Origin of the sequence: Plantibacter sp. Mn2098 (assembly GCF_049319745.1) — a bacterium.
Lineage (GTDB): Bacteria > Actinomycetota > Actinomycetes > Actinomycetales > Microbacteriaceae > Plantibacter.
The window spans coordinates 25,682-50,555 of the sequence record NZ_JBMOUH010000012.1 but is presented as its reverse complement, the minus strand read 5'-3'; the positions used below and the strand labels follow the sequence as shown (position 1 = coordinate 50,555).

23 protein-coding genes are annotated in these 24,874 nt (G+C 67.8%); 16 read left to right on the top strand and 7 right to left on the bottom strand.

The window, feature by feature from the left end; all coding sequences use genetic code 11:
- Positions 1-62: 62 nt before the first annotated feature.
- A complete protein-coding gene (locus tag ACL9RL_RS17640; protein ID WP_422781595.1) occupies positions 63-2,135 on the top strand; it encodes a primary-amine oxidase in 2,073 nt (690 codons plus the stop codon).
- A 9-nt stretch (positions 2,136-2,144) separates the two neighbouring features.
- Positions 2,145-2,705, top strand: a complete 561-nt coding sequence (locus tag ACL9RL_RS17635) for a hypothetical protein (protein WP_422781594.1) — start codon at positions 2,145-2,147, stop codon at positions 2,703-2,705.
- A 143-nt stretch (positions 2,706-2,848) separates the two neighbouring features.
- Here the strand turns inward: ACL9RL_RS17635 and ACL9RL_RS17630 are convergent, their stop codons facing one another.
- Positions 2,849-3,502: a cysteine hydrolase family protein gene (locus tag ACL9RL_RS17630; protein ID WP_422781593.1), complete on the bottom strand. Its 654-nt coding sequence runs from the start codon at positions 3,500-3,502 to the stop codon at positions 2,849-2,851.
- 108 nt (positions 3,503-3,610) lie between these two features.
- On the opposite strand from ACL9RL_RS17630, the gene ACL9RL_RS17625 reads away from it, so the two are divergent.
- From ACL9RL_RS17625 to ACL9RL_RS17615, 3 genes are all read left to right on the top strand, one after another.
- Positions 3,611-5,062, top strand: coding sequence for an MFS transporter (locus tag ACL9RL_RS17625; RefSeq protein WP_422781592.1), 1,452 nt, complete (start codon positions 3,611-3,613; stop codon positions 5,060-5,062).
- 186 nt (positions 5,063-5,248) lie between these two features.
- The gene (locus ACL9RL_RS17620; protein ID WP_422781591.1) at positions 5,249-5,680 is read left to right on the top strand and encodes a hypothetical protein; all 432 of its coding nucleotides are present in this window, start codon (positions 5,249-5,251) and stop codon (positions 5,678-5,680) included.
- A 94-nt stretch (positions 5,681-5,774) separates the two neighbouring features.
- Positions 5,775-6,362, top strand: a complete 588-nt coding sequence (locus ACL9RL_RS17615; RefSeq protein ID WP_422781590.1) for a DUF305 domain-containing protein — start codon at positions 5,775-5,777, stop codon at positions 6,360-6,362.
- A gap of 106 nt (positions 6,363-6,468) precedes the next feature.
- Here the strand turns inward: ACL9RL_RS17615 and ACL9RL_RS17610 are convergent, their stop codons facing one another.
- Positions 6,469-6,957, bottom strand: a complete 489-nt coding sequence (locus ACL9RL_RS17610) for a MarR family winged helix-turn-helix transcriptional regulator (RefSeq protein ID WP_422781589.1) — start codon at positions 6,955-6,957, stop codon at positions 6,469-6,471.
- A gap of 56 nt (positions 6,958-7,013) precedes the next feature.
- Here ACL9RL_RS17610 and ACL9RL_RS17605 point away from each other — a divergent pair, with 56 nt between their 5' ends.
- Together ACL9RL_RS17605 and ACL9RL_RS17600 are read left to right on the top strand one after the other, a co-directional pair.
- Complete coding sequence (locus ACL9RL_RS17605) at positions 7,014-7,538, top strand: DUF6790 family protein (RefSeq protein ID WP_422781588.1); 525 nt, start codon at positions 7,014-7,016, stop codon at positions 7,536-7,538.
- Between the two features lie 285 nt (positions 7,539-7,823).
- Positions 7,824-8,939 carry a Fic family protein gene (locus tag ACL9RL_RS17600; RefSeq protein ID WP_422781587.1) on the top strand — a complete coding sequence of 372 codons (1,116 nt, stop codon included), beginning with the start codon at positions 7,824-7,826 and terminating at the stop codon, positions 8,937-8,939.
- A gap of 91 nt (positions 8,940-9,030) precedes the next feature.
- On the opposite strand, the gene ACL9RL_RS17595 is transcribed toward ACL9RL_RS17600, so the two are convergent.
- The gene (locus ACL9RL_RS17595) at positions 9,031-10,356 is read right to left on the bottom strand and encodes an MFS transporter (protein ID WP_422781586.1); all 1,326 of its coding nucleotides are present in this window, start codon (positions 10,354-10,356) and stop codon (positions 9,031-9,033) included.
- A 142-nt stretch (positions 10,357-10,498) separates the two neighbouring features.
- On the opposite strand from ACL9RL_RS17595, the gene ACL9RL_RS17590 reads away from it, so the two are divergent.
- Positions 10,499-11,137: a TetR/AcrR family transcriptional regulator gene (locus ACL9RL_RS17590; RefSeq protein ID WP_422781585.1), complete on the top strand. Its 639-nt coding sequence runs from the start codon at positions 10,499-10,501 to the stop codon at positions 11,135-11,137.
- Between the two features lie 87 nt (positions 11,138-11,224).
- Entirely contained in the window at positions 11,225-11,758 is a 534-nt protein-coding gene (locus tag ACL9RL_RS17585) for a hypothetical protein (protein ID WP_422781584.1), read from the top strand.
- A 44-nt stretch (positions 11,759-11,802) separates the two neighbouring features.
- Here the strand turns inward: ACL9RL_RS17585 and ACL9RL_RS17580 are convergent, their stop codons facing one another.
- Positions 11,803-12,387 (bottom strand): PadR family transcriptional regulator, encoded by a 585-nt coding sequence (locus ACL9RL_RS17580; protein WP_422781583.1) that lies wholly within the window; start codon positions 12,385-12,387, stop codon positions 11,803-11,805.
- A 220-nt stretch (positions 12,388-12,607) separates the two neighbouring features.
- Here ACL9RL_RS17580 and ACL9RL_RS17575 point away from each other — a divergent pair, with 220 nt between their 5' ends.
- From ACL9RL_RS17575 to ACL9RL_RS17550, 6 genes are all read left to right on the top strand, one after another.
- Positions 12,608-13,585 (top strand): ABC transporter permease, encoded by a 978-nt coding sequence (locus ACL9RL_RS17575; protein WP_422781582.1) that lies wholly within the window; start codon positions 12,608-12,610, stop codon positions 13,583-13,585.
- On the top strand, positions 13,582-14,499 hold the full coding sequence (locus ACL9RL_RS17570; RefSeq protein WP_422781581.1) for an ABC transporter permease: 918 nt from the start codon (positions 13,582-13,584) through the stop codon (positions 14,497-14,499). Before ACL9RL_RS17575 ends, ACL9RL_RS17570 begins: the two co-directional genes overlap by 4 nt.
- A complete protein-coding gene (locus ACL9RL_RS17565) occupies positions 14,496-15,509 on the top strand; it encodes an ABC transporter ATP-binding protein (protein WP_422781580.1) in 1,014 nt (337 codons plus the stop codon). Before ACL9RL_RS17570 ends, ACL9RL_RS17565 begins: the two co-directional genes overlap by 4 nt.
- Positions 15,506-16,264, top strand: a complete 759-nt coding sequence (locus tag ACL9RL_RS17560; protein WP_422781579.1) for an ABC transporter ATP-binding protein — start codon at positions 15,506-15,508, stop codon at positions 16,262-16,264. Before ACL9RL_RS17565 ends, ACL9RL_RS17560 begins: the two co-directional genes overlap by 4 nt.
- Before the next feature lie 145 nt (positions 16,265-16,409).
- Positions 16,410-18,005 carry an ABC transporter substrate-binding protein gene (locus ACL9RL_RS17555; RefSeq protein ID WP_422781578.1) on the top strand — a complete coding sequence of 532 codons (1,596 nt, stop codon included), beginning with the start codon at positions 16,410-16,412 and terminating at the stop codon, positions 18,003-18,005.
- A 164-nt stretch (positions 18,006-18,169) separates the two neighbouring features.
- Complete coding sequence (locus tag ACL9RL_RS17550; protein WP_422781577.1) at positions 18,170-19,426, top strand: FAD-dependent oxidoreductase; 1,257 nt, start codon at positions 18,170-18,172, stop codon at positions 19,424-19,426.
- A gap of 39 nt (positions 19,427-19,465) precedes the next feature.
- Here ACL9RL_RS17550 and ACL9RL_RS17545 read toward each other — a convergent pair whose 3' ends face one another.
- Positions 19,466-21,112: a sensor histidine kinase gene (locus tag ACL9RL_RS17545; protein ID WP_422781576.1), complete on the bottom strand. Its 1,647-nt coding sequence runs from the start codon at positions 21,110-21,112 to the stop codon at positions 19,466-19,468.
- Positions 21,113-21,269: 157 nt separating this feature from the next.
- Positions 21,270-21,827 carry a hypothetical protein gene (locus ACL9RL_RS17540; RefSeq protein WP_422781575.1) on the bottom strand — a complete coding sequence of 186 codons (558 nt, stop codon included), beginning with the start codon at positions 21,825-21,827 and terminating at the stop codon, positions 21,270-21,272.
- A gap of 400 nt (positions 21,828-22,227) precedes the next feature.
- Here ACL9RL_RS17540 and ACL9RL_RS17535 point away from each other — a divergent pair, with 400 nt between their 5' ends.
- A complete protein-coding gene (locus ACL9RL_RS17535) occupies positions 22,228-22,896 on the top strand; it encodes a hypothetical protein (protein WP_422781574.1) in 669 nt (222 codons plus the stop codon).
- A 129-nt stretch (positions 22,897-23,025) separates the two neighbouring features.
- Here ACL9RL_RS17535 and ACL9RL_RS17530 read toward each other — a convergent pair whose 3' ends face one another.
- Positions 23,026-24,870 carry a cation:proton antiporter gene (locus tag ACL9RL_RS17530; protein WP_422781573.1) on the bottom strand — a complete coding sequence of 615 codons (1,845 nt, stop codon included), beginning with the start codon at positions 24,868-24,870 and terminating at the stop codon, positions 23,026-23,028.
- Between the last annotated feature and the right edge of the window lie 4 nt (positions 24,871-24,874).

Below are 24,874 nucleotides of genomic sequence, written 5' to 3'. Positions count from 1 at the left end.
ACGTCACCCCGGTCCCTGAGCCTGTCGAAGGGCCAGCCCCACCACCGTGAAGGAGCACCACCATGACCATCACCACCCCGTCATCGACCCCGGACACCACCATCCCCACCCCGCCCCAACACCCGCTCACCAGCCTCACCGCCGCCGAGTTCGAGCGCATCCGCGACATCGTGACCGCCTCCCCGCTCTTCACGCCGACGAGCCGCTTCGCGTACGTCGGCCTCGAAGAACCCCACAAGCGCGACGTGCTCGCCTGGCAGGACGGAGCCGCGCCGCTCCCTGAGCGCACCGCCCGGGTGATGCTCCTCGACATGGCCGCTGGCGCGTCGACCGACAACATCGTGTCGATCGATGCCGGGGCCGTGACCAGTTCGCACCTGCTGGACGGGTCGACGGGTCAGCTGCCGATCCTCATCGAGGAGTTCGAGGCCGTCGCCGACATCGTGGCGGAGGACCCGGCCTGGGTCGACGCCCTCGCGGCGCGCGGGTGCACGGTCGATCAGGTCGTTGTGGTCCCGCTGTCCGCCGGGTACTACGACTTCCCGGAGGAGGTGGGCCGTCGCATCGTGCGGGTGCTGGCCTTCCGACAGGACTACCCGGAGGACCACCCGTGGGCGCACCCCGTGGACGGTCTGAGCGCGTACGTCGACACGGCGTCGCGGACGATCACCCGGCTGGTGGATGCGACGCCCCTCGCCATCCCCGCGGAGTCGGGCAACTTCAACGATCCGGCCGTCCAGGGCGCACCGCTCACGACGCTCAAGCCCATCGTGATCACGCAGCCGGAGGGCCCGAGCTTCGCCGTGGACGGCGAGTTCGTGGAGTGGGCGAACTGGAAGTTCCAGATCGGTTTCGACACCCGCGAGGGCCTCGTCCTCCGGCAGCTGTCGTTCAACGATGACGGTGTGGATCGCCCGATCATCTACCGTGCGTCCATCAACGAGATGCTCGTGCCCTACGGCGACCCATCGCCAGTGCGGTTCTGGCAGAACTACTTCGACACCGGCGAGTACCTCTTCGGCCGCTTCACCAACTCGCTCGCGCTCGGTTGCGACTGCGTCGGCGAGATCACGTACTTCGATGCGACACTCGCAGACGAACTCGGCAACCCGTTCACGATCGAGAACGGCATCTGCATGCACGAGGAGGACTTCGGCACCCTCTGGAAGCACAGCGACATGTTCACGGAGTCGAACGAGGTCCGCCGGTCGCGTCGCCTCGTGATCTCCTTCTTCACCACGGTCGGCAACTACGACTACGGCTTCTACTGGTACCTCTACCTCGACGGCACGATCGAGTGCGAGTCGAAGCTCACGGGCATCCTCTTCACCTCCGCCTACCCCGGCCTCGACGAAGACGGCAACGACTACCCGTACGCATCTGAGGTCGCACCGGGGCTCGGTGGTCCGTACCACCAGCACCTGTTCAGCGCACGGCTCGACATGATGGTCGACGGCCTGTCGAACGCGGTCGACGAGGTGGACGCGGTCCGTGTGCCGATCGGGCCGGGGAACGAGCACGGCAACGCGTTCACCAAGCGGGCGACGCGGGTGACGAGCGAGGCCGTGTCCGGTCGGACCGCCGATGCGTCGGTCGCGCGTGCCTGGCACATCGTGAACACGGAGCAGACCAACCGCCTCGGGCGGCCGACCGGGTACGTACTCTACCCGCAGGACGCGCCGACGATGATGGCCGACCCTGCGTCCTCCATCGCGAAGCGGGCCGAGTTCGCGACGAAACACCTGTTCGTCACGAAGTACGACCCGGCGGAGCGATACGCGGCAGGCGACTTCGTCCACCAGAACCCGGGCGGCGACGGGCTCACCAAGTACATCGCCGACGACGCGTCCGTCGACGGCGAGGACATCGTGCTCTGGCACACCTTCGGGCCGACGCACTTCCCGCGGCCGGAGGATTGGCCGGTCATGCCGGTCGACTACGCGAAGTTCACGCTCAAGCCGTACGGGTTCTTCGGGAAGAACCCGACGCTGAACGTGCCGGCGAGCGAGGCGGTCGGAGCGTGCTCGCACGGGCACGACGGCGATGTCGGGCACGAGCACGAGCACGCCGGGCACTCGCACGACGAGCACGCCGGGCACGGCTCGCACGACCACGGCTCGCACGCCGGCCACTGACCGTCGATCATGGTCGAAGCCCTGCATCTCGGAGCGCTGCTCCCCGCCGCGGTCGGTGTGTGCTGCACCGCGGGCGGGCGACGCGGCGCCGGTGACCTGCTGGCCGCCATCGTGATGCTCGTGGCTATGGTCGACGTCGCGACGGGTGCCGCGCTCCTCACCCCCTTCACGTGGAGCGCGGTGCTCGTCGTCGTCGCGATGCTGTCGGCCCTGCGGTTGCGCATGGCGCGTCAGCCGGCGTCCGAAGCCGGCGAACGCACCCCTCGTCGGCACACCGGCATGGTGCTGCACACCTCGACCGGGTTGCTCGTCATGGCCGCGATGCTCGTCGCGATGGCCGGCCACGGAGCGCATGCCGCTCTCGGCATATCTTCGCAGGGGCAGCACCATGCCGGGATGTCCGGAGGTGTCTTCGGCCTGATCCTGGTGGCGGCCGTCGCGGCGTATCTGGCGTTCACGTCGCGGTTGGCGGTCATCGCCGTGCGCGAGCATCGCTCCCTCGCCACCGTCGAGCTGGTCAGCATGGCGCTCTCGGTCGCCACGATGGGCGTCGCCGTCGCCGCGGCCTGAGTCGATCGCCAACGGCTCAGTCGATCGCGCAGCCGCGACCGCGACCGCTTGAGAGAAGGTGAACCGCATGAGGGAAGGCCCGTTCCGCGGAACGGGCCTTCCCTCATGCGGTTCGCCTTCTGCCGTGCGGAGCGGCAGCCGCGTCAGACGGCGTCGACGCGCCCGTAGTTCGGCGTCGTGACAGCGCGGTCCCACGCAGCACCGGGTTCGAGCAGCTCGCGCCACGGCGCAACCTCGGTGTAGAGCACGCGCAAGGCGTTCAACCCGTTGACGTGCAGCGATTCGCCGTCCGTCGACACCGCATCCTCCGGCACGGCGACCTCGAAGTTCTTCATTAGCGCCGTTCGTGTGGTCGTCTCGACGCACGCGTTCGTCTGCAGTCCGGCGATCACCAGACGATTGACGTCCAGATTGCGGAGGATGCTGTCGAGCTCGGTCGCGTAGAAGGCGTCCCACCGCAGCTTCTCGATGACGATGTCTCCCGCCTGCGGAGCGACCGCGTCGAGTACCTGGGAGCCCCACGCCGCGTCATCGGCCACGGCGTTGTCCGCAGGGTCCGGCAGGGTCGCGGCGAGTTTGCGCATCGCCGGCGTCGCGTCGGCGCCGTCGGCGCGGCTGATCTGACGCGTGTAGATGACGGGCAGGCCCTGGGCGCGGGCCTCGGCGAGCAGGGCTGCGCATTCGGCCACGACTTCGTCGAAACGGAAGATGGGCGGCCAGCCGAAGCGGTCGCGCTTCTCCTGCTGCAGGTACATGTTCTGCATGTCGATCATGATGACGGCGGTGCGAGCGGACATCGGTGGACCTCCAGTGGAATGGGAACATTCGGTAGTACCTTTTGATACTCCAATAATGTTATACAGTAATTGACGTTACCCCCGTGTTACGCCGACAGGAGCATCCGTTTGTTGATCGACACCACACCGCCGACCGCGGAGAACAGCCCCCGCGAACGGCCGTGGGTGACCTTCTCCGTGCTCGCGGCGACGGCCGCACTCACCATTCTCGACGTGTCGAAGGTCGGTGTCGCGCTTCCGGCGATCCAGCAGTCCACGGGTGGCTCGGAGTCGGCGATCCAGTTCATGCTGGTCGGATACACGATCGCGTACGCGCTGTTCCTGCTGCCGTCCGGTCGCCTGGGCGACGTGCTCGACCGCAAGCGCGTGTTCCTCGTCGGATCGTTCGTCTTCATCGGCGCGAGCATCCTGTGCGCGCTGGCTCCCGACGCGAACTGGCTCGTCGCCGGACGACTGCTGCAGGGCGCGGGCGCCGGGATCCTCATGCCTCAGGTGCTCGGCATCATCCAACGGGTGTTCCCGGCCGGCGAGCGCACAAAACCACTCGCGATCCTCGCCGCGATCCTGGCCGCGACGTCGACATTCGGCCCGGTGATCGCCGGAGTCGTGATGCAGGCGGTCGGCTCCGCAGATTCCTGGCGCGCACTGTTCTGGATCAACGTCGCGGTCGGCGCGGTCGTCGTCCCGCTCGCCTGGCGGTTCGTCCACGAACCTCGGACGGAGAAACGACGAGGCTTCGACGCGGTGGGAGCAGCTCTGCTCGTCCCGGCCGTGGCCCTCACGATCTTCCCGCTCAGCACCATCTCGTCGACATCCGCCCCAGCCCCGTGGATGCTCGGCGTCACGGCGGTCGGGCTGATCTTCGGCGTCCTGTTCATTCGACACGAGTTGCGCTTGTCACGCGGAGAGACGCAGCCCCTCGTCGACCCGAGCCTGTTCCGCATCCACCACCTGCCGTCCGGCCTCGCGATCGCCGCACTCTCCTACGCGGCGGGGACGGCGAGCGCCCTCATCACCACCCTGACCCTGCAGCAGGCGGTCGGGCAGACGCCGCTCGAGACCGCACTGTGGATGCTGCCGGCCGCTGGCGCGGCACTCGCCGGCTCCTGGATCATGGCTCGCCTGCCGGAGTCGAAGAGCTACCGCCTCATCGCGATCGGCGCGCTGATCGGCACCATCTCCCTGCTCGCGATCTCGATCTCGATCTCAGCGGTTCCCGCGGGATGGCTGCCGCTGGCCGTCTGCATCGCGCTCGTCGGCAACTCCTTCGGCGCAGCGCTCGTCGGTGCCGCCAACCAGGCGCGGACGCTCCTCGACGTTCCGGCGTTCCGGTCGAGCATCGCGGGCTCGCTCATCCAGTTCTCGCAGCGCGTCGGCTCCGCCATCGGCATGGCCCTCGCGATGATCCTCTACTACGTGCTGCAGGTCGTCGAGGTGCCGTGGAGCGGGCGCCCGACCCTCGGCCCCACCCTTGCGATCGCACTCACCGCCGTCTTCACGGCCGCTGCCTTCGTCATCGCCCTCGCAGACCGGGACCGCCGCGCCGAAACCGTCCGCTAGCGAGATCCGTACACACACAGCAGCACCTCGCCGCCTGAATCGTTCGCGACAAACAACGCGAGTCAGGATACTCTACGGGGGTACGGCATTAGAGCGCCGTCTGCACAGACATCGGCACACGGAGGTGACATGGGCCCGGCATCGCGAACATGTTCCCGGCCGCCCCATGGCCGTCGTGTGACGACGATGCTCGTCGCCGTGCTCTCGCTGTCAGCCGTGCTCGCCTGGGTCCTGGTCATGCACTCCGGCGCACAGATGTCGGCGATGCCGGCCGGCTCGCACGGCATCCACACCGTCACCGATGCCGCTGATACCCCGGGCGCGGCGACAACAATAACCACAACCACCACCATTGCGACTGCCACGGCCATGTCGATGACCCTCCAAACGGCTCCCGGGGACGTGCCGTGCGGCGCGGGCTGCACGCCGGACTGCGCCATGATGACCGCGCTCTGCGCCCTCCTCGTCACGCTTCTCGCCCTCGTGCATCTCGCCGTCGCGCCCGCGGTTCACCGCCCGCTGGTCGAGGCCCTTCGACAGGTGATGCTGTTCTGCGCCGAGGCCGGCATCCCCGTGCATCGACCGGATCTGAACGCGCTGTCCATCAGTCGGACCTGAGTTGCGACGGCCGCTCCGCGTATCGCGGACACGCCCTTCGGCGACCCCGATTTCAGACCGATCTCTCAACGAATCTCCATGAATGGACCACACCATGTTCACCACACGAACCACCCTCCTCGCAGCAGGAGCACTCACGACCGCCCTCCTCCTCAGCGCCTGTTCCGGGGGAAACTCCGGCATGGGCATGGGCGGATCGACACCCTCCGCAACAGCCGAATCGGCGACCTCGAACACCGCCGATGTGATGTTCGCGCAGATGATGATCCCGCACCACGAACAAGCGGTCGCGATGAGCGAGACCCTCCTAGGGAAGGCTGCCGTTGATCCGCGCATCGTCGATCTGGCCCAGCAGATCAAGGGAGCCCAGGCGCCCGAGATCACACAGCTCACGACCTGGCTGGAGGAGTGGGGCGCGGATCAGGGCATGTCGCAGATGCACCACGGCACCGACGGGATGATGTCCGACGCCGACATGAACGCCCTCGACGCGGCGACGGGCGCCGAGGCCGGGAAGCTCTTCCTCGAGCAGATGATCGAACACCACGGCGGAGCGATCGAGATGGCGAAGGCCGAGGTCGCGGACGGCACGAATCCGGCCGCGAAGGCGATGGCGGAACGGATCGTCTCGACGCAGAGCGAGGAGATCGCGACCATGAAGCGCATCCTCGCGACGCTCTGACCGTTTCGCAGAGCAGAGCCGAACAGAGCCGAAGCGCCGGAGAGCACTTCGTCCCGGTCGGTGGCGGGATACATCCGAACGATGCCTCGCCGCCGACCGGAACCCATCACCGGTCGGTCGACTCGTGACCTCGCGCGCCCGAAGGAACGTCAAGATCCGGCGACATCGTCCGACTGAGCGGCCCCAGGAGTTCGGCGAGCCGCTGCGAATCGGCGAGGTATCGCTCGTACGGGAATCCCTCGCGCACGAGCCAGTCGCGCAACTCGACGGCATTGGCCGCACCCGACGCGTGGAACAGGTGCAACCCGCCAGGCGTCGCCGTCACCAGGCGTCGCCTGGCATGCGCGGGGTCGGTGACGATGTCGACGTGGCCGGCATCCCGGAGCGACTGCAGTGCGCGCGATGTCGCCGCCTCCGACAATCCGACGGAGTCCGCAAGCTCGCGTTGCGTCATCCCGGGCGCCTCTTCGAGCGTGCCGATGATCCGAATCTGCGTGTAGGTCAGCTGCGCCGGCCCGGAGGCGATGCGTTTGCGCGCGAGGTCTCCGAGGGTCGCGACGACGCGGTGGAGCAGGTCGGCAAGTCCATCATCCATACGTGAAGCATAGCGCAGTCTTGCGTTTGCAATATTGTGCGTGCAAGACTGCCGTCATGTCCACTTCGATGTTCCTGTTCCAAACGTCCGTGCCGGCCATCTGGCTGCTGATCGTCGTCATCGGTGCGAGCATCCACTCGGCGAGGTCCACCAAGCTGCCCAGGCTGGAGATCTGGCAGCGCTGGTGGGCCGTGGCCGCACTCGGCTGCGGCAGCGCCTGGATGACGGTGTCGTTCCTCCTCTTCCCCGGCATCATGACCACCGCGATCGGCTTCCAGCAGACGCCGTTCGTGACCGAGATCGCGTTCGCCAACCTCGGGCTGGCGATCGGCGGCTTCCGCGCCATCCACGCCGGTCCGCGCGAGCGCATCACCATCGGCCTCATCGCCGGCATGTTCCTGTGGGGAGCCACGATCGGCCACCTGTACCAGTCGTTCGCCCACGGGAACTGGAACCCGGGCAACACCGGCGGCGTCCTGCTCTACGACGTGCTCATCCCCGCGGTCATGATCGCCCTGGCAGTCCGCAGTCGTCGCAGCATCGCACCCTCTGGGGCGGGCGCTTCAAGCACCGCTGGTTGACGTTCGCGGCGGTTCGGCGGGGCGTGCTCCGGTCATCCGCCGTGCGCGTTGAGCGTCAGCTGGAACCCGGCGGCCGAGCACACTGACACCGAGCGGATGCGTGCGTCACCGTCAGCAATCACCAACATGTCGTCCGTTACTGACGTTTACAATACATAAACCCCAGTAACAATCTCTATACTGGGGCTTATGCCCCCGCGCGCACACGACTCCAGCTGGCCACCCCACGGCACTGAGAGACTCCCGTGGCGCCAGCAGACGCGCGGTGGCACTCGAGCTGATCGAATGCTCAGCGACGTCAGCGCGACCATCCCCCCACTCATTGCCGACCTGCACTACGTGCCGCCGCTTTCCGTTCTCCTGGCGACGGAGCAAGCGCTGCTGGTCGTCGTACAGGCCGACACCGATGCCGATGGCCATTCCGCAGCACTCAGCCGATTTATGGTGCGGTCAGAGTCAGTCGCCTCGTCGAAGATCGAGCAGGTCACCGCATCGGCGGAGGACTACGCCAAGGCGATTGCGGGCCAGAAGTCGAACGCCTCCGCGGTGAGCATGGTCGCCGCGTCCACGGCGCTACATCATCTCATCACCACCGTCGGCGAACGAGGCCTGTTCTCACTCGAGAATCTCACCGATGCTCACCGCGCACTCATGTCGAACGATCCGACCGAGGCCGCCCATGCCGGCGTGCTCCGCGACATGCAGAACTGGATCGGCGGCAGCGACTTCGCTCCACGCGATGCTCTCCACGTACCGCCGGCGCCAGAGCGAGTTCACGAGCTGATGGAAGACCTCGTCCTGTACCTGAACCGCGACGATGTTCCCGTGATGGTGCAGGCTGCGATCGGGCACGCGCAGTTCGAATCGATTCACCCGTTCACCGACGGGAACGGGCGCATCGGACGTGCGCTGGTGTCCGCGGTGCTTCGCCGCCGGGGAGCCACGCTTCACGCCGTGGTGCCACTCGCCAGCGGACTGCTCGCGCGCCGCGATGACTACTTCGCCGCGCTCGGAACCTACCGCCTGGGCGACCCGGCACCGCTCATCGAACTGTTCGCGCACTCGGCACGAGCGGCAGCCACGTGCTCACGCGATTCGATAGCGCGACTCAGAGCGATGCCAGACGAGTGGGTCGCGGAGATCAAGCCGAGAGCAGGCTCCGCTGCCGAGGCACTCATCCCGGCGTTCTTCGATCACCCCGTTATGAGCGCAGACTCGGTTGAGCGCCATGCCGGATCCACCGAGCGCCAGGCCTACCGGGCCATCGACCAGCTTGTCGAGGCCGGCTTCATCCGGGAGATCACGGGCCGAAAGCGAGATCGGGTGTGGGCCGCGTCCGAGGTACTCGCCGAACTCGACGACCTCGATCGGCGCATCCAACGCGAAATGGTGCACCGATAGCGAAGGCCGACAGTCGTCAGCCTTCGCTCTCGGCCCCAACGAGCACGGCCCGGCGTTCACCGCGACGCGGGTCGCCGATCGCGAACCAGGCCTACCGCGGCGTCAGGATCTCACCGGCGGGCGTGATCCCACTCGCTTCCTCACCGCTGCGACGGAGGCGCGCGCGGTGCAACGCTGCGACGACGATCGTCAACAGGATGTTGATACCGATCATCACGAGCAGGACGGTGCGGAACGCGGCGGCGTACTCGTCCCCGTGTCCAGGGAGACCGGCAGCGGTTGCATCGGCGATGCCCTGGTCGCCGAGACTGCTGAAGATCAGAGCCGCGACGACGGCAGCGAAAGCGGCGATCACCACAGCTTCGCTGCCGACGCGCACAAAGTTCAGGACTCCAGCAGCTGCTCCGGAGCGGTGGGGCGGGACCTGGGAGAGCGCCTCGCCGTCGACGAGTCCGATGGTCATGCCGAAGGCGGCGCCGATGAGGAACATCCCGGGGATCGCCCACCACATTGCGATGTCCGGCGAGACGACGAGCAGCGCGGCGTCTCCGACGATCATCGCGCCGAGAGCGATGTAGATGATCATCATCGGCGTGACCGCGACGACGGTGCTGATGATCCGCGACACCGCGAGCGGAGCGACGACGATCGGCGCCATCATGAACAACATGAACAGACCTGCGGCCGGGGCGGAGAGTCCGTAGACCGCGCCGAATGCAACCGGCAGATAGGTGCCGAGCGTGATCGCACCGATCGCTGTCGCGACGGGGACGAGCGAGAGCGCGAGGAAGTGGGGATTGCGGAGTACCCCGAAGTCGACGACCTTCCGGCCGGGCTCCGATTCGTGGGTGATCTTGGGCAGGAACCTGCTGAAGGCGATCGCCAGCAGCGTCACGATCCCGAATACGATGAAGACGCCCCGCCAGCCGAGCCATCCTGTGAGGACACCCGCGATCACCGGGCCGATGGCTGATCCGATGCCGATGACGGTCCCGAAGATCGCGAAGTTCCGAGCACGCGCCGCTCCTTCCCAGGCATTCGACATCAAGGATGCCGCTCCGGTGAACACGGCTGCGCCGCCGATCCCTGACAGGATGCGGCCGATGTCGAGTACGACCAGGTCAGGCGCGATCGCGCTCACGATGGAACCCGCCGTGAAGAACACAAGACCGACGACGACAGTTGCGCGATAGCCGAGTCGATCCGAGAGCACGCCCCACACGAGGGTGAAGACGGCGAACGAGGCATTGAATCCATTGACGACCGATTGCAGGAGGAACGGTGACGCCCCGAGGTCGCGCGCGATGGTCGGGAGGAGAACTCCCATGCCCGAGATCGCCAATGGCACCACGAAGACCGAGAGCACGATCACCGGCATGGCGAGTCTCGAGGGAGGGGTGTGGGAGGTTCCCGTCATGGGAGGTCCTTTCGCTGTGGGCGCACCGAAGTGCCGATGAGCACGGTCGCGGCATCGACATACGGTTCACCATGGATAGAATGTGTAGTGTCCGCTACAGTTATAGCACTTCACTGTAGCGACCATTACAGATTGGTGGAACATGTCTCGTGGACGCACCCGGAACTTCGACCTCGAAGAGACGCTCGATCGCGCGGTCGAAGTGTTCTGGCGACGAGGATACGAAGCGACCTCCATCGCAGAGCTGACGGAGGCCATGGGCATCAACCCACCGAGCCTGTACGCGGCGTTCGGGAACAAGCGCGCGCTCTTCGACCAGGTCGTGGAGCGATACATGCGCTACTCGGCCGCCAACCTGCAAGCAGCCGCCGCGCAGCCGACGGGGCGCGCGGCCGCCCTCCACATGCTGACGAGCGTCGTGATCAGCGCAACGAGCGAGGGGCAGCCCACCGGATGCCTCCTCGTGCAGGGAGCACTGGCGGGTTCGGCCGACAACGCGGACGTCCAAGAGGAACTGGCACGTCGGCGCGAAGACATCCGCCAGGCGATGCAGCTCCGATTCGAGCAGGCTCTCGACGACGGCGACTTCCCCCTGGACGCCGACCCGGCCAAACTGGCCAGGTATTACCTCACGGTCGCGACGGGACTGACCGTGCAGGCCGCCAGCGGCGTCGGGCGTCGGGAATTGCTCGAAACCGTGGACTTCGCCATGTCCGCGTTCCCCGACACCGACACCGACTCCGGCTCCGGCACCGGCACCGGCACCGGCACGACTCGATAGGCGAGTCACCGACCACATCGCCTCGGCGATCGAATGACCTCACGCGGATGACACCCGCACGGCTACAATCACGACGTGCGGATAGTCGTGTCAGGAACCCATGCGAGCGGGAAGAGCACCCTCGTGTCCGATTTCGCGCTCCGCCATCCCGAGTTCACGGTCCTGCCAGACCCCTTCGAACTCGTGGACGAGACGTGGGACACGCCCAGCGCGGGATTGTTCGCGGCGCAGCTCCGCCTCTCCGCGACACGACTCTCACCAGAGGAGTCACCGGGGAAGCTCATCGCGGAGCGCGGCCCCATCGACTTCCTCGCATACCTGCTGGCATTGGACGAGCTGAGCGGGATGTCCGGCTCGGACGAGATCCTGGAACGATCCTCCGCCATCACCCTCGAGGCGCTGGAACACGTCGATCTGCTCGTGGTGCTGCCGCTCACGGCGCGGGACGCGATCGTGCCCGACGCCGACGAGCACCTGGCGCTCCGAGACACGATGAACGATGTGCTGCTGGAACTCATCGACGACCCCGATGTCGTCGGCGAGCACCTGGAGGTCGTCGAGATCATCGGCGATCGGGACCGACGACTCGCCGCCCTGGAGGCCCTGACCGTCGGCCGGTGACATCCGACGGGTCTCTCGCGATGCCGTTGATCGGCACGCCCACCTCAGCCGGCGATGCCTGCCCCGGCACGGATCTCGGCGAGCGCATCATCGACCGACACCGTCGGGTCCTCGAGGATCTCGAGCAGACCGGCGAGCCAGTCGAGCATGAGGTTGGTCTGGGCGAGCCACAGCGTCCACATGGCCTTGCGGTTGCGCCAGACCCGCGTGTCCTCGTGCTCCTCCGCCCAGGTGTCGAGCATGTGGGTGAGACTGACCTGCCGTTTGCGCTGGGCTGCGATCTCGGCCTCGATGACGTACCGCGCACTCGTGTCGTCGAGCACCCACGCGGTGACGAGCCGCAACATGACGTCGTCGCGGATGCTGTGGTCCGGTTCTGAGCGGACGAGCCAGCTGCGCAGCTCGTCGAGGCCGGCCTCGGTGATGGCGTAACTGGTGCGACCGCGCTGGTTGCGTTCGCTGACCTCGATGAGCCCGTTGGCGTCCATCTTGGTGAGTTCGGCGTAGACCTGTGACGGACTGGCGTGCCAGGCGCGGTCGTTGTCGTCGTTGAAGCTGGCGTTCAGTTCGTATCCCGTGCGCGGGACTCCACGGGAGAGCGCTGCGAGGATCGCGTGTCTGAGGGCCATGACCGTCCAATCTGTCGGGGCGGACCACGGCGACCCCCGTTCGACATCGCAGATGGCCGAGTCGTCCGAATCCATAGTCCGATCCAGTTCTATCAGATCGTACGTGCGAGGTTACTCGGAAGCCTGGCGATCCCTCGATCCGAGCCGCGCGGAGGACGTACCCGAGACGAAACGGTCGCGAAACACGGCTGAAATAGTCGCACGGGACAATAGTACAATTATGGACTACAAAGCCATGTGGCAGACACCGTTCGCCCGGTTCATCGGAGGCCGCCTCCTCCTCACGCTCGTCACCGCGTTCGTGGTCGCGATCGTGGTGTTCTTCGCGGTCAGATCAGCGCCGGGCGACCCAGCACTCAACGTCCTCGGGCTGCAGAGCACCGAGGCCGACCGCGTCGCCCTCCGCCATGTGATGGGACTGGACCAGCCGCTCATCGTCCAGTTCCTCACCTGGATCGGCCACGCCGTCACCGGCGACTTCGGCTACTCCTACAGCCAGGGACGACCGGTCGCGAGCGTCATCGGCCCGGCACTCGGCAACACGCTCCTCCTCGGCGGCGCCGCGAGCATCCTGGCCGTCATCATCGGCATCGGGATGGGCAACGCGGCGACCTCCCGTTGGCGCGGCGTCCGACGCGCGACCGACTGGGTCGAGGCGTTCTTCCTCTCCGCGCCGCAGTACACGGTGGCACTCATCCTGCTGGTCTGCTTCGCCGTCCTCCTCCCGATCTTCCCGGCCGGCGGCGTCTCCAACCGGGACGGCGGCGGGTTCGGCGATGTCGCGTCGCACCTCCTCCTCCCGGCCGTCGCCCTCGCGCTCGCCCCTGGCGCCCAGCTCGCGAGGTCGCTCAAGACCTCGATCGCGTCACTCCAGGCGACAGAACTCCTCCCCTCACTCAGAGCACGCGGCCTCTCCCCCGCGAGCATCGCCGTCCACGCCCACCACAACGCACTCCCGCCGATGATCACCGTCCTCGGCATCCAGGTCGGATCGATGCTCGGCGGCGCCCTGTTCGTCGAGAACATCTTCAGCATCCCCGGCCTCGGCGCCCTCGTGGTCCAGGCCGTGACGCTCCGCGACTACGCGCTCGTCCAGGCGGTCTCACTCCTGATCGCCGTGATCTTCATCGGTGTGCTCCTGCTCGCCGACCTCCTCAATGCACTCCTCGACCCCAGAATCAGGGTGGGACAACGATGACCGGAATCACCAGCGTCGAGCACGGCGCACTCCCTCAGACGACACCGACGAAAGCGAAAGCGGCATCGACCGCACGCTTCCGTCGCCGCTCGATCCTCTCGCGCATGCCCCTACGGTCCAAGATCGCCCTCGGCATCCTCGCGGTCATCGTCGTGATCGTGGTGGCAGCACCCCTCCTCCCGCTCGCGAACCCCATCGTCGGCGACCTCGGCTCCCGCCTCCTCCCCGTCGGCAGCCCCGGGCACATCCTCGGCACCGACTCGCAGGGACGGGACATGCTGAGCCGACTGATCTATGCGACGCGGACGTCCCTCGTCGCCGGCGTCGTCCCGATCATCATCGCGACCGTCATCGGCATCGTGATCGGGACGGTCGCCGGCCTCGGCGGCGGCATCGTCAACACAGTGCTGATGCGCGGCATCGACGTGCTGTTCGCCTTCCCGGGGGTGCTGCTCTCCCTACTGCTCGCCATCACGCTCGGCGTCGGCCTGCCGACACTGCTCCTGGCCCTCACCCTCGTGTGGATCGCCCCCGTCGCCCGCATCGCGGAGACCGAGGTCGCCCGACTCCGTGACCTCGACTACATCACCGCGGCAAGGTCCAGCGGCGCAGGACTGCCCTCGATCCTCACCCGGCAGGTGACACCGGTCATCCTCCCGACCGTGCTCGCGTACTCCACCTCGCTCGTCGGAGCGAACATCGCGATCGCCGGCGGCCTCGGCTTCATCGGCCTCGGCGTGCCGTCGCCGCAGCCGGAGCTCGGCGCGGTGCTGCAGGAGATGCAGACCGCGCTCTACACGGACCCGCTGCTCGCGATGCTGCCGGTCATCGCGATCCTGCTGCTCTCCATCCTCTTCCCGTTGATCGGCGACGGGATCCGACAGGCCATCAACGGACGCGGAGGCGACTCGTGAACGACCAGAACCCCACCGCCGTCACGCCGCCACAGGGCGGCGGCCAGTTGCCCTCCGACATCCCCCTCGCACTCGACGCGACGGCGGTCGACGTCGCATTCCGCGGTTCGAACGGCCGATGGTCGAGTGTCGTCACACACGTCGGCCTCGGCCTCGAACGCGGGCAGGTCACCGTCCTGCTCGGCGAGTCAGGCAGCGGCAAGACCGTCTTCGCCCGCAGCATCACCGGCATGGCGCCGACCGGCGCACGGGTCCAGGGCCGCGTCGACTTCGACGGCGTCGACCTCCTGCGCATGTCGCGCCGCGAGCTGCGCGGCATCCAGGGCAAGCGCATCGGCATGGTGCCGCAGGATCCGAACGCCTCCTTGGACCCGATGCGCCGCATCGGTGGACAGATCATCGAAACGCTCCGGCGCCATCGCCCGGAGCTCGACCGCGAGGCAGCCAACGCCCGCATGCTCGAACTGCTCGACCTCGTGCAGATCCGCGAGCCGGAGCGCGTCGCCCGCTGCTACCCGCACGAGGTCTCCGGCGGCATGCGTCAGCGGGTCGCCATCGCCATCGCCATCAGCTGCGACCCAGAACTGATCGTCGCCGACGAACCGTCCAGCGCCCTCGACGCCTCCGTCGGCGTGCGCGTGGTCGAACTCCTGAGCGAACTCCGTGAGCGCCTCGGCACGGCCATCCTCTTAATCACCCACGACATCGGCATCGCAGCGCTCGTCGCGAGCAAACCGCACGACCGCGTCGCCGTGATGCTCTCCGGACGGATCGTGGAACTCGGCTTCGCGCACATCGTGCTGAGCGATGCGCGCCACCCGTACACACGAGCGCTCATCGCGGCGGAACCGTCAGCATCGGTGCCGCGCGGCCACCTCGCCGTCGTCCCGGACAGCGTGCGGGAACAGCGCCGGTGGGGTGAGCTCGTCGCCGTCGCCCCCGGCCACGGCGTCGCAGCGCCCCTCGACGAGCACGGCGCAACCATCGACTCGGAAGCAGGTGCAGCATGACCGCAGTGCTCCAGGCGGAGAACATCGTCAAGTCGTTCGGCTCGTTCACGGCGCTCCACGGCGTCTCGTTCTCACTCGAACGCGGCAGGACCCTCGGCATCGTCGGCGAGTCAGGCAGCGGGAAGTCGACGCTCGGCCGCATCGTCATGCGACTGCTCGACGCCGACTCAGGCCGCGTGTTCCTCGGCGGCGACGACCTGCTTGCGATGGACAGGGCCCAGCTCCGGGCGGCGAGACGACGCATCCAGCTCGTGCCGCAGGACCCGCGGAACGCCCTCAACCCCACGATGACGGTCGGGCAGAACCTCGCCTTCCAACTGCGTGCGCAGGAGGTCCCCCGGAAGACGTGGAACGCGACGATCGAACGCCTCCTCGACCAGGTGTCGCTCCCGGCCGACTATGTCCACGCGTTCCCCCACGAACTGTCCGGCGGGCAGGCGCAACGCATCGCGATCGCCCGCGCCATCGCGAACGGTCCCGACGTGCTCGTGTGCGACGAAGCCGTCTCGGCCCTCGACAAGTCCGTCCAGGCGCAGGTGCTCAACACCTTCGCCAGACTGCAGGCGGAGACCGGTGTGGCGATGTTCTTCATCACCCACGACCTCGCCGTGGTCGAGCACATCAGCGACGACATCCTCGTCCTCAACCGGGGCAGGACCGTCGAGGCGGGCGCCACGAGCGCCGTCCTCGCCGATCCGCAGGACGCGTACACCCGCGAGCTGCTCGCCGCCAGGCACTCGATCACCCCGGCCTGACCGGCTCCACCGACCCCGGCGCCACCGACCCCGGCGCCGACACCGCCCATCCGGATCGGCTCCGCCCAGACCCGCACCACTCCCAGACCTGCACCACTCCCAGACCCCGTCCACCCGCACCAGCACCCCATCCAGAGGAGATCACATGCATCACCCCAACGGTCGCAGCAGGCGTCACCTGCTCGGGCTCATCGGTACGATCGCAGCCGCATCGCTGCTCCTTGTCGGCTGCGCATCTGGAGGCTCCGGCGCCAGCGGTTCCGGCTCAAAGCAGGAACTCGTCATCGGCTCCCAGATGGCCTCCCTCCCGAGCCTCGACACCGGAGCGATCACCTCGGCCGGATACGAAGGCCAACGCCTCATCGGCAACCTCGTCTACGAGGGCCTCACGAAGCGCGACGTCTCCGACCCCGACAAACCAGCAGGCGTCGGCCCAGCTCTGGCGAAGAGCTGGGATGTCGCCGCAGACGGCCTGAGCTACACGTTCCACCTCCAGCAAGGCGTGTCCTTCACCGACGGCACCCCGTTCAACGCCGACGCCGTCCTGTACAACATCCACCGCTACATGGACAAGAATGACCCCCACTACGACCCGCAGCTCATCACCTACTACACGGTCCTCACCTATGTGAAGGACGTCACGAAGGTCGACGACGACACGGTCACGTTCGCGCTCAACCAGCCGTTCGCGTTCTTCCTCGCCGACCTCTACAACGTCTACTTCGCCAGCCCGACGTCACTCGACAAGGACGGCAGCGCCGGCCAGGCCAAGAAGCCCGTCGGCACGGGTCCGTTCGTGTTCGACTCCGAGCAGGCCAACCAGTCCATCTCCTTCACGAAGAACACGAAGTACTGGGGCAAGGTCCCGAAGCTGGATCGCATCACGGTCGACCTCATCCCCGACCCGGCCGCCCGCACCGCTGCGCTCCGCAGCGGCCGTGTCGACTGGATCGAAGCGGCCCAGCCCGACGACTTCGCGAGCCTCAAGGCAGCCGGATTCGTGACGACGGGCAACTCCTTCGACTGGGAGTGGTCGTGGCAGCTCATGACGACCCAGAAGCCGTTCGACAACATCCTCGTGCGGCAGGCGATGAACTACGCGATCGACCGTGAAACGATCGCGAAGGACCTCCTCCACGACACCGCGACGCCCGCGTATCAGATGATGGCGCCCGCCAGCCCGTACTACGACAAGGCGAACGACATCTACTCGTACGACCCGGCGAAGGCCAAGGACCTGCTCACCCAGGCCGGCTACCCGAACGGCATCGACATCACGGTCGGCTACATCACGTCCGGCTCTGGATCGATGCAGGCCAAGGCGATGAACGAAGCCCTGCAGGCGCAGCTCGCGAAGTCCGGCATCCGCGTCACGCTCGACCCCGTCGACTTCGCCGGCATGTACGCCAAGCTCGGTGCGGGCAACACGGGTTGGCAGGCCGCGAACCAGGCGTTCAGCCTGGAGCAGCCGTCGAGCTGGGGCTGGACGATGGGTTGCGACACGAGCCTCTTCGGCTACTGCAACCAGGACTTCCAGAAGCTGTGGCAGCAGGCGCTCACCACGACCGATGACACGGAGCGGGCCAAGCTCCTGACCGAGGCCGGCGGCGTCGAGACGAAGGACGCCGGCTGGATGTACGTCGTCAACGACACGGCCCCGCGCGCGATGTCCGCATCGGTCAAGGGCTACGTGCAACCGAAGAGCTGGTGGATCGACTTCAACGGCGTGTACAAGGGCTGATCCTCCCAGAACCGAGCGCCGCCGGCCGTCCCCCTGCGACCGGCGGCGCTCTCGCGCGGCGAGCTTCCATCCAACGGGTGACGCCGACCGCGCATCGGTCTAGAGTGCGATTGGGGTCACATCGGTGTCGACTGCTCCGACGCCGCGATGGCGGGAGGATGCGCATGGAACCCGAGCGCATGGAGACGATGGTCTGCATCGCGGGCGGCGGGCCGGCCGGGATGATGCTCGGACTCCTGCTCGCGCGAGCGGGCGTGGACGTCGTCGTCCTCGAGAAGCATCAGGACTTCTTCCGTGATTTCCGTGGCGACACGATCCATCCGTCGACCGTGGAGATCCTCGAGCAGCTGGGTCTGCTCGACCGCTTGAAGCGAATCGAGCACACCTCGCTGCCGACGCTCGACGCCGTGATCAAGGGTGTCAGGTTCACCGCCGTCGACTTCCGCTCCCGCCGCCATCGCACGCAACACCTGATGTTCATGCCGCAGTGGGATCTCCTCGCCCTGCTCGCGGAAGCCGCATCGGAACTGCCGAACTTCCGGCTCCTGATGGACGCGGAGGCAACGACCCTGCTCCGCTACGACACGCATGTGCGCGGCGTACGGGCGCGCGTCGCCGGGCGCCGCACCGACGTCCTCGCCGACCTCACGATCGCAGCCGACGGCCGCACTTCTGGTCTCCGCCGATCCGCTGGGCTCGTCGCGCACGCCCACGGCGTCCCCATCGACGTCCTCTGGTTCCGCGTGCCACGGCCGTCCGGCGAGAACCCGCCGGACACCATCGCGTACGTGACGGACACCGATGTGGTCATCACCATCCCGAGGACCGACTACTACCAGACCGCGCTGCTCATCCAGAAGGGCGCGTTCGACGCCGTGCGCGAGCGCGGCCTCGACGCGTTCCGTCGGACCGTCCTCGCCGCGACGCCGTTCCTCGAACCGACGATCGATGCCGTATCAGGCTGGGACGACGTCAAGCTCCTGTCGGTGCAGGTGGACCGGCTGCCCCGCTGGCACCGGCCGGGGTTCCTGGCGATCGGCGATGCGGCGCACGCGATGTCCCCCGCCTTCGGAGTGGGCATCAACTACGCCGTTCAGGACGCCGTCGCCGCAGCCAACCTGCTCGTCCGACCACTGCTCGACCACGACCTGACCGAGGCGGATCTCGCCGCCGTCCAGCATCGGCGGGAGGCCCCGGTGCGACAGATGCAGGCGATCCAGCTGCGGTTGCACGCGGTCGTCGGCAAACCTGGCGGCGGCGCGAACCTGCCGTCTGCCGGGATCGTGCGGACGCTCGCGGCGCCGGCCTCCGCCGTCGGGCGTCGGGCATTCGGGCGGCTCATCGGCTGGGGGTTCCGCCCAGAGAAGCCGGACGAGGCGATGTGGCCGTGGGGCGATACGGGCGCGGCGTCATTGCGGTGACCACCGGCCGTGTGCGCGGCGAGCCTGCCCTGGCATCGGCTACCCGGCGGCGCCCGACCGCGGAATCGTCACCGTGAACGTCGATCCGCGACCGGGGAGGCTGTCCACGGTGATCCTCCCGCCGTGCGCATCGATCACGGCATGGCTGATCGCCAGTCCGAGCCCCGCGCCCTGGATGGCGCGCCGATCCGCCTCGTCCGCCCGGTAGAAGCGCTCGAAGATCTGCGATTGCTCGTGCAGGTCGATGCCGATGCCGTCGTCGGCGACGACGAGCGACCAGCTCGCAGCATCGGCCTGCAACAACACGCGGACGGCGCCGCCGGACTCGCTGAACTTCACGGCGTTGCCCAGCAGATGAGACACGACGTGGCGGATCTGCACCGCGTCGATGACCGCGGCGAACCCGGCCGGCGGATCGAATTCGAGGCGCACACCCGCCGCATCGGCCGCGTGCCGGACCGCATCGATCTCCCGGATCACCAATGGGACGACATCGCTCGACACGAGCTTGACGGCCGCCGCGCTGCCTCCCGCGAGGAGCAGATCGGCGACGAGGGCGAGCAGACGGTCGACGTTGCGTTCGATCGCCGCGACCTCCTTCGACGGCTCCGCGCCGAGCATCTCCAGCTTGTCGACGACGAGGTCGAGGTAGCCGACGATCGCGGTCAACGGGGTTCGCAGCTCGTGCGACACGGTCGTGAGGAACGTCTCACGCACCCGGATGCTCTCCAGCAGGCGCGTGACGTCGTGGGCGATGACGACCGTCCCGAACGGTTGACCGTCCTCCCCCTCGACCACTCGCGAGCGCACCATCACGGCGACCTGGTTCGGTGGCACCCCGATCCACAGCGTGCGCCCGTTGAGCGGCCCGTCGATGAGCGCCTGCGCCATCGCCGCCGGACTCGCGGGGATCTCGGTCGACTGCCCGCCCTCATGGACGTGGACCGGGTTCGCCGTCTCGCTCTCCGCGCCGGCGAGCATCGCGAAATCGAGTGCCAGGCGGTTGCGACGCACGATGCGGCCACTCGTGTCGATCACGGTGATGGCCGCGTCCACGGTGTCTTCGATGGCGGACAACGCGAGCCGTTCCTGCTCCTCAGCGGCGAGCGCAGACCGCAGATCCGCCGCCGTTCGCTTGAGCGTGTCGCGATGCCGGGACAGACGCTCCGCTGCGAACCTCACTGAGATCGCGATGCCGGTCGCGGTGACCGGCAGCATCAGCACCTTCGCCCATCCGAGCGGTGTCGAGGGGATGTCGCCGCCGCGCAGGAACGGGAAGACGCCGACGAAGAGGGACCCGAGGATCGAGAACCAGACGGTCCACGCTGCGAATTCGTACGCCAGCCACAGCACCGGGAAGAAGACGAGTCCACCGATCCCCGGCACGAGAATGCCGGCGGCGTCCCGCACGAGGGCGACGGCGACGAAGTCGAGGATCGGGATGATCGCGATCCAGGCGTGTGCAATCGATTCCCACGGAAGGAGTGCTGCGAGCACGGTCGTCCCCGCAGCGGTGAGCACACCGCCGAGGAAGATGGCGTTCGGTTGTGGCGCGAGATCGACGAGGGCGTCGACCGTGAGGAAGATGATGACCATCACGGCCATAAAGGGGATCTGAATCGGGCCGACTGCGCGCAATCGGTGTCCGGCTCGCTGAGCAATGGTGAATGCGTGCGGCGGCTGCATGGGCGGGACTTTCGTGATCAGTGAAGGGAGGCGATGCGGGCGCCATGCGACCCGCTCCCTGCACAGTAACCCACGCGTGACCACCCGAAAAACCTGGATGGCCACCACCCTGGCTATTTCGGTAGTTCGCCCTCAGATGGGGGCCAACTGAAGTGTTTCAGTCGCGGATCTCGGCGGGCTGGAGGTCCGTGGTCGCCGTGTCGACGGTCGTCGGTGCTGTCGGTGCTGTCTGCGCAGGTGCCGATGCCGATGCCGGACGGTCTGCCGTCGTGTCTGCCGCCGCTTCGGCCGCATCCGCCGATGCCGGTGCGTCTCGTGCTGGCGGGGTGTCTGCCGCCGCCGCCCGTCGGGCATCGCGTGCTCGTCGGACGAGGATGCTGACGAGGAGGGCGAGGCTGAGTGCGACGAGGCTCACACTCGTCAGTTCGCCGAGGAGCGATCGGCTGGTGAATCCGAGGACGATTCCGCCGGCGAGCAGCAGCAGTCCGACGACCAGCAGCGTCACGAACCGGAACCTGCTCTGACGGCCGAGCGCCGGTCGGTCCAGCAGGATGAGGAGTCCGCTCTGCATCACGAGCAGGCCCCCGACGATCGCGAGGTAGTGCGCGGCAGTCGGGTTGATGATCTGCGGGAGCAACACGATTCCGCCGAGGTCGAGCGCGAGTCCGGCCGCGACGAGCACCCATCCCGTCCACCGTCGCATCCGCGCGCTCATGCCCCGACCCTACCCGCGAACTGTCACTCGTGGCGGTTCTCACGCACTGTATCTAGCCACAACCGTCAGCTCGCGAGCTGGCGGTCATGGCTGGAATGGCCCCGCCAGAGCAGCCACGACTGACCGTTCGCGGGCTGCGAGGAAGGCGTTCGGGATGGGGTCACGAGCGTGAGGATTGCGTGTGGGTCGTGGCGGGGACGTCGCGGCAGGCGTAGACCGGATGCATGAACACCGGATGCACCACCGGCGCCTCGGCCCCATCAGCCCGAAGCGCATCGTCCACCGCCCGCGCCACTGCGCGGGACGCGTCGTCCACCGCCCGCGCCACTGCGCGGGACGCGTCGTCCACCGCCCGCGCCGCATCGGCTCAGGGTCACACCACCACCGGATCAGCACGGTCATGACCCTCACCACCATCCTCCCCTCGCTGCGTCGCAGCATCCCCGATCCGCTCGACCCCGAATCCTGGCCGGCGACCACCGCCGCCACCACGACCGATGTCGTCATCGCCGGAGTCTCATTGACCAGACTCGCCGAATGGTGCGGAACCCCCTGCGTCCACACGGCGCCGGCGGTCATCCCCCGCAGCGGCGGTCGGCCGTCCGCGTCCGAGCAGGCGACGGTCGTCCTGGCGAGCGTCACGGGTGTCGGCGTCAGCGCCGGCGGGACCCTCATCGCCACGATCGACGCCGACCTGGACGACGTCAACGCGGTCTGGTCGGAACTGCGCCTCATCGGCCGGGTGTCCACCGCACACACGAGCATCGTCGCGATCCGCGGCATCGAGACCGAGCGCGGCAGCATCACCGATCCCGCCGCCGCTCCCGCTGCTGCCGCCGCTGCCGCCGCTCCCGGTGCCGCCGGTACCGCCGCTTCAGCCGCTCCCGATGCCGCCGCCGAACCCTCGTCCGACGAGTGCTGGCCACTCCACCTCGCCGGTCTACCGGGCGATCTCCGGATCGGCGACCTCGTCGCGGTCCCGTGTCCGGGCGCCATCGCCCGCCGTCATCTGCACCCCGTCGTCGTCCACGACGTCCCGCCCCACCCCATCGCACCCCTGGCCGACTGACCCCACGCCGACCGGCCCCACGGCCTGTTCACAATTCCGGAACTCTCATGCCCAAACGCCGAAAGCATGCGCATTCCGCGCCAGCCAAGCGCATTCCGGCCGCAGAGTTCCGGAATTGTGGACAACCGATCAGACGGGCGGGCCCTTCCGCTCGATCGCGATCTGGTCGGCGTCGAGATTCCCGAGGACCGTGCTGAGCAGACCGGCGCTGAACGCGCCGTCATCGCGCGCGTCCAGAATGGCATTCCGCTGCGCATTGATCCTGGCGATCGCGAGCCGCTTCCAGACGAGGTGCGAGTTCTGATCGCGTTCGACGCCGACTCCTTCGAGCAGGTCGCTCACCGGCTGGGCCTGCTCGGCCACAGCGCCGGACGACGTCCCACCGGTGCCGCCGCCGTCCTCGCCGATGGCCGCACCGACACCCGCACCGGCAGGCCTGTCTGGCTCGTCTGGTCCGACTTCGCCACCAGCACCGATACTCCTCATCCGCCCCTCGAGCGCCGCCGCGACCCGCGTCCCGCCGTCGACATCGGCCAACGTCACACTCGCCGCCGCATCGCGCAACAGCGCCATCACCCGCTCGCGCTCCTCCGCATTGACCGGATCCGCCACCGCCGGCTTCACCCAGCGCACGACCCGCGCGAGCGTCCCACCCTGGATGAGCAACGACGAAGCCGCCACGATGAATGCGATCAGCACCAGCAGCGACCGGTGCGGCGTCTCGGGGAGCGTCTGCACGGCGGCGAGCGTCACCGCGCCGCGCATGCCGGCCCAGACGACGACCGCGCCCTCCCGCCAGCCGAGCGGCGCCGCGAGGAAGTAGTCGATGTCGGCGAGCGCCCGCCGCATCCTCGTCGCACCGCGCGCCAGCTGGTTCTCCGACGGCACCCGGCCCCGCCGGAACTCATCCGGTTCGAGGGAATCCCGGTCTCCGAGCCGCTCCTGGAAGTCGACGATCCGTGATTTCATCCGTTCGCCGCGCCTCGCCCGCACCCGGAGCAGCGCGATGAGCGGCGCCACATACAGCGCTCGGACCACGATCGTGATCACGAGGGCGGCGGCTGCGACGCCGACGGCGATCAGCAACCCGTCCGGCTCGTCGCTGACGTCCGCGACGATCCCCGCGAGTTCGAGCCCCATCACGAGGAAGATGATGCCCTCGAGGACGAGCTCGACGGTCCGCCAGTTCTGCACGTCGGACACACGATGTTGCGGCGACAGCACCCGCGCGGCCCCGTGTCCGGTGATGAGGCCAGCGACGACCGCGGCGACGAGACCGGATGCGCCGAGGAGTTCGGCCGGGATCGACGCGAGGAACGGCACCGTGAACGAGATGACGGTGTTGACGGTGGAGTCGGCGACTTTGGATCGCAGCCACAGGTTCCCGAATCCGACGACGATGCCGATGGCGGCTGCGACCGCGACCGCGAACAGGAAGTTCCCGACGACTCCCCACAGCGAGATCGACGCCGCCGCGCCTGCGATCGCCGCCCGCAGCAGGACGAGCGCTGTCGCGTCGTTGAGGAGGCTCTCCCCTTCGAGGACGGCGACGATGCGCCCGGACACCCCGGATCGTTTGACGATCGATGTCGCGACGGCGTCGGTGGGGCTGATGACGGCGCCGAGCGCGATCCCCCACCAGATGCCGAGCCCGGGGATCACGAGCGAGAAGAAGAATCCGAGGATGACCGATGACAGGACCACGAGCACGATCGACAGCCCGCCGATCGCGTTGAGCTCACGTCGGAACTCCATGCTCGGCATCGAGACGGACGCGGAGTAGAGCAGCGGGGGCAGCAGCCCGGCGAGGATCCACTCCGGTTCGACCTCGACGACGGGGATGAACGGCAGGAAGCTCACCCCGATGCCGACGACCACGAGCAGGAGCGGCGTCGCGACTCCGACCTTGGGTCCGATGATCGTCGCCCCGGCGATCGCGATGAGCCCGAGCACGATGATGATGAGCGTCTCCACGGGT

Bases quoted from the DNA above. Each gene is read 5' to 3' on its own strand.
- ACL9RL_RS17545 (WP_422781576.1), bottom strand. From the start codon at position 21,112: ATGCAGCCGCCGCACGCATTCACCATTGCTCAGCGAGCCGGACACCGA.
- ACL9RL_RS17595 (WP_422781586.1), bottom strand. From the start codon at position 10,356: ATGACGGGAACCTCCCACACCCCTCCCTCGAGACTCGCCATGCCGGTG.
- ACL9RL_RS17555 (WP_422781578.1), top strand. From the start codon at position 16,410: ATGCATCACCCCAACGGTCGCAGCAGGCGTCACCTGCTCGGGCTCATC.
- ACL9RL_RS17635 (WP_422781594.1), top strand. From the start codon at position 2,145: ATGGTCGAAGCCCTGCATCTCGGAGCGCTGCTCCCCGCCGCGGTCGGT.
- ACL9RL_RS17600 (WP_422781587.1), top strand. From the start codon at position 7,824: ATGCTCAGCGACGTCAGCGCGACCATCCCCCCACTCATTGCCGACCTG.
- ACL9RL_RS17640 (WP_422781595.1), top strand. From the start codon at position 63: ATGACCATCACCACCCCGTCATCGACCCCGGACACCACCATCCCCACC.
- ACL9RL_RS17570 (WP_422781581.1), top strand. From the start codon at position 13,582: ATGACCGGAATCACCAGCGTCGAGCACGGCGCACTCCCTCAGACGACA.
- ACL9RL_RS17590 (WP_422781585.1), top strand. From the start codon at position 10,499: ATGTCTCGTGGACGCACCCGGAACTTCGACCTCGAAGAGACGCTCGAT.
- ACL9RL_RS17550 (WP_422781577.1), top strand. From the start codon at position 18,170: ATGGAACCCGAGCGCATGGAGACGATGGTCTGCATCGCGGGCGGCGGG.
- ACL9RL_RS17560 (WP_422781579.1), top strand. From the start codon at position 15,506: ATGACCGCAGTGCTCCAGGCGGAGAACATCGTCAAGTCGTTCGGCTCG.
- ACL9RL_RS17615 (WP_422781590.1), top strand. From the start codon at position 5,775: ATGTTCACCACACGAACCACCCTCCTCGCAGCAGGAGCACTCACGACC.
- ACL9RL_RS17610 (WP_422781589.1), bottom strand. From the start codon at position 6,957: ATGGATGATGGACTTGCCGACCTGCTCCACCGCGTCGTCGCGACCCTC.
- ACL9RL_RS17540 (WP_422781575.1), bottom strand. From the start codon at position 21,827: ATGAGCGCGCGGATGCGACGGTGGACGGGATGGGTGCTCGTCGCGGCC.
- ACL9RL_RS17620 (WP_422781591.1), top strand. From the start codon at position 5,249: ATGCTCGTCGCCGTGCTCTCGCTGTCAGCCGTGCTCGCCTGGGTCCTG.
- ACL9RL_RS17605 (WP_422781588.1), top strand. From the start codon at position 7,014: ATGTCCACTTCGATGTTCCTGTTCCAAACGTCCGTGCCGGCCATCTGG.
- ACL9RL_RS17535 (WP_422781574.1), top strand. From the start codon at position 22,228: ATGACCCTCACCACCATCCTCCCCTCGCTGCGTCGCAGCATCCCCGAT.
- ACL9RL_RS17630 (WP_422781593.1), bottom strand. From the start codon at position 3,502: ATGTCCGCTCGCACCGCCGTCATCATGATCGACATGCAGAACATGTAC.
- ACL9RL_RS17580 (WP_422781583.1), bottom strand. From the start codon at position 12,387: ATGGCCCTCAGACACGCGATCCTCGCAGCGCTCTCCCGTGGAGTCCCG.
- ACL9RL_RS17575 (WP_422781582.1), top strand. From the start codon at position 12,608: ATGGACTACAAAGCCATGTGGCAGACACCGTTCGCCCGGTTCATCGGA.